Here is a 10,394-nt window from a genome sequence, read left to right on the forward strand (position 1 = left end):
AGGGCCATGAGGATGTAGGTGGTGGTGAGGATGGGGTCGGATTCCATCCAGCGGCCTTCGGTGTTGGACCAGGAGCCGTCGCCTTTTTGGAGGCTGAGGAGTTTTTCGGTGATGTCTTTGCGCCAGTCGATGAGCTTGCCGTCTTTGGTTTTGATGTAGTCGATCTTGGCGATGCTGAGGGCCTTGGCCATGGTCTGGTAGTAGTAGTAGAGGCCGGCGGCGCCGAGGCCGGGATTTTCGTCGGCGCTGTAATGGTTCTGCAGCCACTCGATGACGGCTTTGACGCGGGGGTCGTCTTTTTCGACGCCGGCGTAGATGAAGCTAAGGAGGCCGGCGTAGCTGATGCTGCCGTAGCTGCGGAGGGAGATGCTGCCGTCGGGGTTGGTGACTTTGGCACCGCGGGTTTCGGTGGGGTTGTAGATGAAGCCGCCGGCGTCGTCGGGGTCTTTGCTGACCCAGGCGGATTTGTTGCTTTCGGGGCGGTTCTGGCAGCGCTGGATGAAGTCGATGGCGGCGGCTACGTTCAACTGCGGCTCGTTCTTGGCGGCGTCGCCTTTGTCGGCGAGAAGGGACTGGGAGTAGTAGAGGGCTTCGAGGCCGAAGGTGAGATTGGACATGTCGGCGTGCATGCCTTTGTCGTCGCCGTAGCCGATGCCGCCGTCGAGGGGGTTGTCCTGCTTGCCTTTTTCGTCGAGGTCCACCTGGCTGCGAATTAAATAGCGGCGGGCTTTGAGCATGACCTCTTCATTTTCGGGCTTGTTGTTGAGGAGGAGGGCGGTGAGGGCGACGGCGGTGTTGTAGTTGCCACGGGCTTTGGTGAAGATGCCGCCATCGGGCCGGGCATTGCTGATGAGGAACTTGGTGGCTTTTTCGACTTCAGCGGGAACGGGATCGCCGGGCTTGCGGTTGGGATCGAGCATGATGCCGATGATAGCGAGGGCGGTGATGGCAACGGGCTCGGCCTCGCCCCACTGACCGGTGGTGGTGTTTTGCTTGTCGCGCAGGAAATTGAGGCCGCGCTCGACGCCGAGGCGGAGCTCCTGCTTGAGGGATTCGTTGCGCGAGGCCTGGGTGGCGGCCTGGGGGAAGGCGGCGGTGGTGCCGATCGCCAGGGTGAGGAGGAGGGCGGGGATTTTCATGGTAAGGAGCACTGGATGTGGAAAGGGCGCGGCGTCAATGGACAAGGGTGGCGTCTCGGAGGGTGGACGGTTCTTGTCCATGGCGGGAGAGTGGGGGGCGGTTTTTGACCGTTATGGAGGTCGGCAAAGTTCATTTCCGGTGCGGTGTGCCTGGGGAGGCTCGGTTTACCGCAGAGGTGCAAAGGGGCAGAGGTGGCAGAGGTGGCAGAGATGAATGGCACTCGGTTAAGGGCATTCATCGTGGATTTTGGGAGCCAACGGACGCTGGCAGTGGCGGCTGTGCGGTGATGACGCTGCTAGTGAAGTCGGTGTGTGCAGAATGTGCTGGGTTTGCTGCCCGGAGGGCTGGTGCGGTAACCTGAGTCCGCCGCACCTTTGGTGCTAAGATCCAGACGGCAATGCGTACGAAACATGGGCATAACCGAGTGCCATTCGTGGCAGAGATTGAATTTATGCTCTGCTCTGCTCTGCTCTGCTCTGCGACAGATTCGAAGATCCTTTCGATGTCCAAGCGACTTGGCTGAGGGGGCTCCTCGTGTTTCGGAAAACGCGGTGCTATTTCGCGGGTGTGATGATGAGGGTGACCTTGGTCTCTTCTGCGGGGATGTTGGCGGGCATGCTGATCCAGAGGTCGTCGCGCTCGTTGCCTTTGGCGGCGGAGTTGATGATGGCGGCGCGATCCACGTAGGTGGAGATGATGGAGCCGGTCTGCTCGGCGGCGAAGCCGGTTTCATCAATGATGGAGCCGTTGAAGATCCAGGTGTCGAGGTCGTCGGGGGTTTGGCGTTTCTCGATGTTCTGGATGAAGTCGGAGAGGGGGACGTTTTTGATTTTGTCGCCGTCTTTCCATTCGACGTGGATGGCGATGCGGTTGGCTCCGGGGGTTTTGGGCGCGGTGTCTTTGGCGTTGTAGGGGCGCTCGGCTTTGGGATCGAGCTTTTCGAGGATGCCGAGGGTGCCGGGCTGGTAATTGGCGAGGAGGAGGGCGAGCTGGATTTGGATGGGTCTGACCTTGGTCTCCAGGACGGTCTCATGGACTTTCTCGCCAGTTTCGTGGCAGAGTGCGTACTCGATGGGGAGCTTTTGATGGAGGATGGAGCAGGGGATGCGCAGCTCGCGGGTGGCGGCGGTGATCTGGATGCCGTTGAGATCAAAGACGCCGGGGGAGACTTGCTTGACGAGCTTTTGCGCGGCTTCGAGCTGTGCTTTGGCGTCTGGCTTGGGCTCGGCGGCGTCTTGCGCGGACGTGTGCGCGCAGGTGATGAGGAGGGCGAGGGCGGTGAGCTGGCGCAACATGGCAAAAGGGGAGGGGGATGGGTTTACAGATTTGGCAGTTTGTAGGTGCCGGTGCGGAGCATCTGATCGACATTTTTGGGCAGGATCACCACGGGCTGGATTTCATAGGAGAGCTGGGGTTTGAAGGTGTTGTCGCTGCGTATTTTGGTGATGATGTGGAGGGCGAGATCAACGAGGGCGGGCTGAACGACGGAGGCGTCGAGCTCACCGAGGCGAACGAGTTCGAGGCCGCGTTTCTGGCCGGAGAGGCCGTCGGTGCCGACAATGATGACGGTTTCACGCTGGCCGGCGGTTTCGGCGGCTTTGGCGGCGCCGATGGCCATGGCGTCGCTCTGGGCATAGATGGCGTCGAAGTTTTTCTGGAGGTTGAAGGCTTCGGTGGTGCACTTCGTGGCATTTTCCGTGGTCCAGTCTGCCGGGGCGTCATGGACGAGGATGACGCCGGACTGGGTGCGGAGGCCTTCGCTGAAGCCTTCGGCGATCTCATTGGTGGAGTAGCTGTCTGCGGTGCCACGGAGCTGGACGACGCGGCCGGTGATTTCGGTGCGGTTTTCTTCGGCAGCTTTGCGTTTGAGGGCTTCGATGATGGTGTCTGCGGCCATTCGGCCGACTTTGCGCTGGTCGCTGAACACGATGCTGGTGCAGCCTTCATTGAGCATGCGTTTGTCGAGGCCGATGACGATGATGCCATGGGTCTGTGCTTCGACGATGAGGGCCGCCACGGAAGGGGGATCGATGGGACAGATGATGATGGCGGCGGGCTTGGCGGCGATGGCCTGACGGAACTGTTCGATCTGCTGGGTGCTGCTGCCGGCGGCGTCGCTGGTGGTGAGCTGGTAGCCGATCTGCCTGCCGACGAGCATGGCGAGGCCATTGCGCTGGAATTCCTGCATGGCGATGCGTGTGTCAGGCAGGAGAAGAACGATCTTAGCACGTTCATCTTTGGCGGCGAGGCCGGTGGCGGCAAGAAGGCCGGGGGAAGGAAGGGGGCTGCCAGGAGGAGGTGGAGGGGGGCTTTCCGGCGGAGCTACTTTTTCCAGCTTCTGTTTTTCCAGATCGCTGACTGCTTGTTCCACATCGGTGCCATCCGACGGATCGCATGCGGCTAGCAGGAAGAGCATGCCAAGAAAAAGGGCGGCGGGGCGAGTGCGGGAGAACATCATGGTGAAGGTATTGTAGACTTTGAAGTCAGACTTGCACAAGCCTGAGATGTTCACGAAATCCCCCCCTGTCTTTTGCTTGCACTCTGACGGGATTGCCACAAACTCCGCCCTCCCGCCCCTGACCTATCGTAATGAGCCACAATACAAACATCGCTGTCGCCTGGAGACGGATGTGTCGTTTGAAGACGGAATTTTCGGGGTAGTGACGTCTTTTCGCATCTTTCTGCGAATCCCTGCTTGATGCGAAGGGTGTTTTGCTGATAAAACTTTTAAATATAGGAACAACCAGTCCACATAATGAAATCCATCAGCTTGATTCTCGCATCTCTTCTCCTTGCCAATGTCCTTCAGGCACAAGCTCCGGCGACTGGGGAAAAAATGCCCGGGGTGAAATTGCGAGTCAAGGGTGTGACGGTGGAGGAGCAGCCGACGCCGATGCTCGAAGCGTCCAACGTCAAGATGAAGCGGTGGACTCCGAAAAACTGGATTGAGCTGGATGTGGAGTTTGACATCAAGCTTCCTGAGGAAGCAGGTGGGAGAAAAGGCACGTATGCGGGAATGCAGCTCAACATTTACGTGGCACTGCAGCACATGACCAAGGATGGCAAACGTGAGGTGGTCATGGGGACCTTGGATTTGGTGGACATCCCTGCGGATGAACCCTGCCATGCTCTGGCCTACATCGCCCCCGCCGCGCTTAAATCCATTTTCCAAAAAGATTTCATCTCAGCCTCTTCGGACATTCAGGGCTGGGGGGTCGAATTTGTGGCGGAAGGCAAAGTCATTGCGGCAAAGTCGAGCGTGGGCAGCAAGGCTTGGTGGGAGAACAAAGAAGCTTTTGCCATGATGCAGGGATTGCTGCTGAACAAGATGCAGACGCCTTTTGCGAATATTTTCGGTGACTACGATGTGCAGGTCAAAGCCAAATAAGCACAGCCGTTCCGTCAGTTTCCAGTAGATCAGCGATTTTTTACCTCATCCAGCATGGCAGATCCAAACAGCATTGCAGTCATCAGTCTTGGCTCCCAGCGTGTCAGCGGAGCACTTTTCGGCAAGACGTCGGGAGGGGACCTCATCCTGAAGCGGTATGAAATTATTGAACTGGACGGCGATCCTTCGATGGACGTCAGCCGCCTGTCACAATTGAAAATGGCGCTGCAGGAACTCGCCATCAAGTTGAAGATCAAGGGTTTAAAAGCATGGTGTGCCGTTCCTGGTCATCCGGTGTTCAGTCGTTTTGTGAAGCTGCCTCCGGTGCAGGGGGACAAGCTGGCGCAGATTGTTGAATTTGAAGCGCGGCAGAATGTGCCATGGCAGCTGGATGAAGTTTCCTGGGACTACGAAGTCGTCAGCAAGTCAGATTTGGGCGAGATCGAAGTGGTGCTGGCCGCCATGAAATTTGAGCCATTGAATGAGATGCACCAGGAGGTCACCTCCTGCGGCGTAAAAGTGGTGGGGATGGATGTGGGGCCGCTGGCGCTCTACAACGCCTTTCGTTACAGCTATCCCGATATTGACGAGCCTGCCTTGATTGTGGACATGGGCGCCCGCTCAACGAACTTGGTGTTTGTTGAAGGGGATCGCTTTTTCACCCGCAATCTGCTAGTCGGCGGTGCTGCGGTCACCAACGCGATCGCCAAGGAATTCAGCATTCCCTTTGCTGAGGCTGAGCGCCAGAAACGTTCCCAGGGCTTCGTCGCCCTTGGTGGAGCGGTGGAGGATCATCCGGATGAAGGCGTCAACGCCATGTCCAAGGTGATGCGCAATTCGATGACGAGGCTGCATGCCGAGATCATGCGCACAATCACCTTTTACCGCAGTCAGCAGGGGGGCAGCGCACCTAAGCGTGTCTTCCTCGCAGGTGGGGGGTCTTCGGCGGGATACATTGCGGAATTTTTTGCGGAAAAATTGAAACTGCCGGTGGAGATCTACAACGGCCTGCGTGGTGTGCAGACTGATCGTGGGGTGAGCGCGGATGCCGCCCAGATGGATGCGCCAGCGCTTGGAGAACTCGTGGGTCTGGCATTGCGTGGCATGGGTTCCTGCCCCTGCGAAATTGAGCTCGTTCCCGGGGCGCTGGCTGCTTCGCGTGACGCTGCGCGGCGTGCGCCTGCTTTGATTCTGGCCGGGCTCTGCCTGATGGGGGCCTTGAGTGCCTCGATTTACTGGTTCAAGAGCGCGAGTGCGGTGATTGAACAACGTTCTGCAGCCCTGAGTGTGGAGAGTTCGGAGCTGAGCCGGCTGGCTAATGAAATCCGCCAGCTTGACGCTAAGCAGGAAGAGCTTCGTCTGCGCAGTGTGCAATTGGAACAGGCGGTGACGGACCGCTCGTGGTGGGCGCATTTGCTCAATGATCTCAATCAGCAGTTCGACAATGATCTTATCTGGCTGCCTGTCATTGAAGTGCTCAAGGACGACAAGCCTATCACGAAAGCGCTTTGGGGCGGTGACGAAAATAACAGCAGTCCTGCCGCCAGCAATACTGCCGCCAATGGCAGGGCTGGGGCTCCTGTTGCGCCGGTTTACACACTGCGGATGCGGGGCCTGTATCGTAAAAACGAAATTGGAGAGCAGAAGGTGGTGTATGATTTTGCGGCCAAGCTGGCGAAGATGGACGCGTTCAACACGCCGGATTTTGAAAAGAAACGTGACACATATGTGAAGGTGGACAGTGGTGTGGATGAAGAGCGCTACGCCTATCACTTCGAAATTAAAATGCCTCTGCGCAATCCTCTGCAATTTCAATAAAGCATCATGGACTGGATACGTGAAAACAAACCGTTGGCCGCCATTCTTGGCGTTATCGTCGTGGGCTCGCTGGCCCTTGGCTATCTGTTGTTTGATGCATGGAGCGTCTATTCTGAAACCAAGGAGGGCTATCTCGGCCTGGGTGGCCAGGTGGCCGGCCTGAAAGGAGCGCGACTGGCACCCACGGATGCCAATCTCAAGGCCAAACAGGCGGTGGTGAATGAGTATGCCGCTCTGGTGAACACCCTTGGAAAAACGGTGCTCATTCTTCAGCCGCCGAGTGTGCCCATGAACGACATTGAGTTTCAAGAAAAACTCAAAACCAAAATTTCCGAAATCCGCAAGGACGTGCAATCGAAAATGCAGATTCCTGCAGAGTTTGCCTTCGGTTTTGATGACTACACTCACACGCTGCCAAAATCCGCAGCCGCTGCCACGGAACTTGCCAGCTATCTTGAAGCCATGGATAAGCTGATGAAGCTCTTTCTGGACTGCGGTGTCAAGTCGGTGGACGTGCTGGAACGCTCCAAACTGCCAGTCGAGACCGCAGCGGCTGCCTCGGCTGCTGCGCCAGGGAATAACAATCCAGGAATGCAGGGGCAGGTGGGTGGCAACATTCTTGAAAAGCGTCAGATTTCGGTGGTATTGACCTTGGACCAAGGCCCCTTGCAGTTGCTGATCAGCCGCCTGACCAGCCCGAGTGACATGCCCTATTTCACGAGCTTGCGCTTGCTGCGCATTGAGAACCAGGCGCAGGATGGCCCGCTGCGTTCTGACGTCCGGCTGCCCACTCCGGAGGCGGAGAACCCAAACGCTGTCAAAGCGGAAGAGGCACCAACGGATGAGATCAAACCGCCACCGCCGGCGTTTGTTGATGCTATTCCCGTCTTTGGCAATGAGCTCCTGAAGGTCAGGCTTGAAATTGATCTGGTTAAATTTTTGGACGCCGCCGCAGGGGTTGCGGTTCAGGCTCCTGCCGGACGTTGATCTTACTTTAATTAAATCCGCAGCCTTAAAGCAGCACCATGCAGAACAAACAGGGCAACTACGAAAAAACCATTCTGATCATTTCCTCCCTCCTTGCAATTGGAGTGGCAGTGTTTCTGATTCTCGAATCGCAAGGATTTGAGGAGAGTCTTACCCTGCCGCAGGGGTTCTCGAAGAACGACTTGAATGCACCCGCCAGCCAGAAGGTGACAGACGCGACCGAAACCATGAAGAAAAAGTATTCATGGCTTTCCCCGGTGCGAAATGACAAGGCGGTGCCATTGAACAAATCCGTGATGCTGGTGATGAAGGACGGCAAGCTGTTCGATCTCCTGCTGCCAGAGCCTAAGCTGCGTGAGCCCATGACCAATCTCTTTCTCACGGGAGATCTGACGAAAAGCCCGCCGGAAGCACAACTTCCCTACATCTTTTCGCCCAATGTGGGCCAGTTGGATGCGGACAACGACGGATTCTCCAACTTGGAGGAGTTCACTGCCAAGACTGACCCCCGTGATGCAAGCTCCTTGCCGCCGTATACGGACAAGTTGTTTCTGAACAAGCGTATCAGCCATGACTACATCTTGATGTTGAAAGGTGGCAGTGACGGCACGTTCCAGATTCAGCGCCTGGTGCCAACCAAGACCAGCGTGTTCAAGCCTCTCAATGAAGAGTTTGGTTTTGATAGAAACACGCTGCGCTTCAAGATTCTCTCCTCCCGGAAAGAAACTGTCGAAACGAAATTTGGACCCAAGGATGCTTTCGTTCTGAAAATGCTGGATCTGTCCACCCAGAAGGAATTTGAATTGGTGGAAGGCAAGGAAGTTAATCTGGCAGATTATGAGGCTGAATTCGAATTTCGCTGGAAAAAGCGTCAGATCATTCCTGGTGTGAAGGAGGGTGGTACGTTCCAGCTTCCCGGCTTGGGCAAGACTTTTTACATTCTCAAACTAGAAGAAACCAAAGCCATCATTTCACCCTTCGGTGCAGATGGTAAACCCACCAAGGAAACCATCGAAATTAAGCAGGGCTGAGCCCCTCGCTATTTTCATCCGGCCGAAAAATTAACTCGCCAAAGTTAGCCCTTTTCTGTTACTAATCTCTCTTTACCACAAAATACTGTCAGTCTGTCTTATGACCCATCACTCTCGTCTGGTGTTCAACCTTTCCCTCCTCGTTTTGACTGCGGCCACGCCTTCGCTTAGGGCTCAAAGTCAAAGTACTGCCGCTGGAATGGCCAATAAAGAAATCGCGCGGCGTTATGCCCGCATTGAAGATGCACGCACTGCCATGGATCGCGGTGACAAAATGTTCAGTGAGGGGGATTACGATGGTGCGCTTAGTTCTTACAAAAGCGCCATCGATTCGCTGCCCAATGCGCCATTGACCCGTGACTGGCTGGATCTGGCAAAACTTAAGTATGCCGACTGTAGTGTCACGGTTGCGCAAGAGCGTGCCAAGACGGGCAATTACAAGGAGTCCCGGCAATTGCTGGAAGGTGCGATGGTTTACGTCCCAGGGCATAAAGGTGCTGTGGCTTTCTTAAAGCAGCTTGAAGACCCAGATCGCTGGCCGCCATCGCTCACTGGCGAGCACGTGGCCAACGTGGGTAAGGTTCAGGCGGGCCTTTTGCTGGGAAACAGTTCTGTTGAAACCGGACAGTATGATGCTGCTATTTCACAGTATCAGGATGTTTTGCGGACTGATCCTTACAATAGCGCTGCTCGGCGCGGCATGGAGAATGCTGAGCGCAAGCGGCAGGCCTATTTTAAGACAGCTTACGACCATCAGCGTGCCAAAATGCTGGCTCAGGTGACCGAGTCATGGGAAGACAAGGTGCCAGTGCAAGGTAACACTGTCACCTTTGACTATGGCGTGGGTCGCAGCCCTGGTGCGTTCCTGACCGAAAAAATGAACAAGATCATTTTCCCTACGGTGCAGTTTGATGGGGCGACCATTGAAGAAGCGGTTGAATACCTGCGGATTAAAAGCCGTGACTTGGACACCTTCACGGACAAGTCCGGGGTCAAAGGGGTGAACATCATTCTCCGCATGGGCGAGGCTCCAAGCAATGCTTCCATCAGCCTTGACTTGAAGGATGTGCCGATGTCAGAGGCTCTTCGCTACGTCACAGAACTTGCTCAGATGAAATACAAGGTTGAGGCGCACGCTGTTTTGGTGGTGCCGATTTCTGAAAATGCCAGTGAACAGTATACACGCAGCTATCGCGTGCCGCCGGACTTCTTGAGTTCAGGAGGGGGAGATGTGGCTGGTGCTGCTGCTCCAGCGGCTGCAGCGGATCCTTTTGCTGCTGGCGGTGGTGCTGCAGCGGGTGGAAGTGGTTTGATCACAAGAAAGACAGCCCGGCAGATTCTTGAAGCATCTGGGATCGTCTTTCCAGAGGGGGCCTCAGCAAGTTACAATCCTGCCAACTCACAGCTGGTGGTCAGAAACACCCAGCCTAATTTGGATCTCGTGGAAGCTTATGTGGAGTCCATCACCCGACTTGCTCCTAAGATGGTGGTTATCACTTCCAAATTTGTCGAAGTGACCCAGAAAAACACTGAGGAACTCGGCTTTGACTGGCTCCTTGGTGGATTGGGTTCGGGCAACCTCGTCTTTGGTGGTGGCAGCCCCGGCAATGGCAATGCCTATAACTCTACCGATTACCCGTTCACGTCGAACTTGACGACTCCTGGTTATACTGTGGGCACTGAACAGGTGTTCCCTAACATTCCCGTGGCTGGTGCTTATGCAGGCGTCATCCCGCTGGGTGCTGTCAATCCAAGCACCATTACTCTAGCTAATCCTGCAGGCACGCCCCCCTTCCCATACGGTGGCGGCCCAGTTACTGCCGGAAATCGCACAGGCGGGTATGCCATTAACAACAGCAGCATTGACAATCTGCTGACGACGGGTTCGACCACCGCCAGCACCAGTGTGGCTCCTGGTATTTTCTCCACGGCAGGCATTTTCGGCAATGCGGCGTTTCAAAATGTGATTCGCGGTCTGAGTCAGAAAAAAGGCGTGGATTTGATGAGCGCCCCAAGCGTGACAACCAAGA

Annotated in this window: 8 protein-coding genes; 5 read left to right on the forward strand and 3 right to left on the reverse strand. The window is 56.1% G+C overall.

Annotated features, from left to right (window positions below):
* From PSV43_RS25260 to PSV43_RS25270, 3 genes are all read right to left on the reverse strand, one after another.
* The coding region (locus PSV43_RS25260) for a prenyltransferase/squalene oxidase repeat-containing protein (RefSeq protein WP_300204322.1) at window positions 1–1,139 on the reverse strand (1,139 nt) is incomplete at its 3' end.
* A gap of 555 nt (window positions 1,140–1,694) precedes the next feature.
* Window positions 1,695–2,435: a YdjY domain-containing protein gene (locus PSV43_RS25265; protein ID WP_300204324.1), complete on the reverse strand. Its 741-nt coding sequence runs from the start codon at window positions 2,433–2,435 to the stop codon at window positions 1,695–1,697.
* 23 nt (window positions 2,436–2,458) lie between these two features.
* On the reverse strand, window positions 2,459–3,598 hold the full coding sequence (locus PSV43_RS25270; RefSeq protein ID WP_300204327.1) for a substrate-binding domain-containing protein: 1,140 nt from the start codon (window positions 3,596–3,598) through the stop codon (window positions 2,459–2,461).
* 297 nt (window positions 3,599–3,895) lie between these two features.
* Between PSV43_RS25270 and PSV43_RS25275 the strand changes: the two genes are divergently transcribed.
* The 5 genes from PSV43_RS25275 to PSV43_RS25295 form a co-directional block, all read left to right on the forward strand.
* Window positions 3,896–4,528, forward strand: a complete 633-nt coding sequence (locus PSV43_RS25275) for an Amuc_1102 family pilus-like protein (RefSeq protein ID WP_300204330.1) — start codon at window positions 3,896–3,898, stop codon at window positions 4,526–4,528.
* A 54-nt stretch (window positions 4,529–4,582) separates the two neighbouring features.
* Window positions 4,583–6,346 carry an Amuc_1101 family PilM-like pilus complex protein gene (locus PSV43_RS25280; RefSeq protein ID WP_300204332.1) on the forward strand — a complete coding sequence of 588 codons (1,764 nt, stop codon included), beginning with the start codon at window positions 4,583–4,585 and terminating at the stop codon, window positions 6,344–6,346.
* A 6-nt stretch (window positions 6,347–6,352) separates the two neighbouring features.
* Window positions 6,353–7,333, forward strand: a complete 981-nt coding sequence (locus PSV43_RS25285) for an Amuc_1100 family pilus-like protein (RefSeq protein WP_300204335.1) — start codon at window positions 6,353–6,355, stop codon at window positions 7,331–7,333.
* A gap of 38 nt (window positions 7,334–7,371) precedes the next feature.
* Window positions 7,372–8,364, forward strand: coding sequence for an Amuc_1099 family pilus-like system protein (locus PSV43_RS25290; protein ID WP_300204338.1), 993 nt, complete (start codon window positions 7,372–7,374; stop codon window positions 8,362–8,364).
* 199 nt (window positions 8,365–8,563) lie between these two features.
* Window positions 8,564–10,394: type II and III secretion system protein (locus tag PSV43_RS25295; protein ID WP_300204341.1), on the forward strand; the 1,831-nt coding region annotated here is incomplete at its 3' end.

The organism is Prosthecobacter sp. (genome assembly GCF_029946185.1).
In the GTDB taxonomy this organism is placed as follows: Bacteria; Verrucomicrobiota; Verrucomicrobiia; order Verrucomicrobiales; family Verrucomicrobiaceae; genus Prosthecobacter.

What these genes read in the sequence shown, in the direction of transcription:
- PSV43_RS25265 (WP_300204324.1), bottom strand. Translation starts at nt 2,435, where the DNA reads ATGTTGCGCCAGCTCACCGCCCTCGCCCTCCTCATCACCTGCGCGCAC.
- PSV43_RS25290 (WP_300204338.1), top strand. Translation starts at nt 7,372, where the DNA reads ATGCAGAACAAACAGGGCAACTACGAAAAAACCATTCTGATCATTTCC.
- PSV43_RS25270 (WP_300204327.1), bottom strand. Translation starts at nt 3,598, where the DNA reads ATGATGTTCTCCCGCACTCGCCCCGCCGCCCTTTTTCTTGGCATGCTC.
- PSV43_RS25280 (WP_300204332.1), top strand. Translation starts at nt 4,583, where the DNA reads ATGGCAGATCCAAACAGCATTGCAGTCATCAGTCTTGGCTCCCAGCGT.
- PSV43_RS25285 (WP_300204335.1), top strand. Translation starts at nt 6,353, where the DNA reads ATGGACTGGATACGTGAAAACAAACCGTTGGCCGCCATTCTTGGCGTT.
- PSV43_RS25275 (WP_300204330.1), top strand. Translation starts at nt 3,896, where the DNA reads ATGAAATCCATCAGCTTGATTCTCGCATCTCTTCTCCTTGCCAATGTC.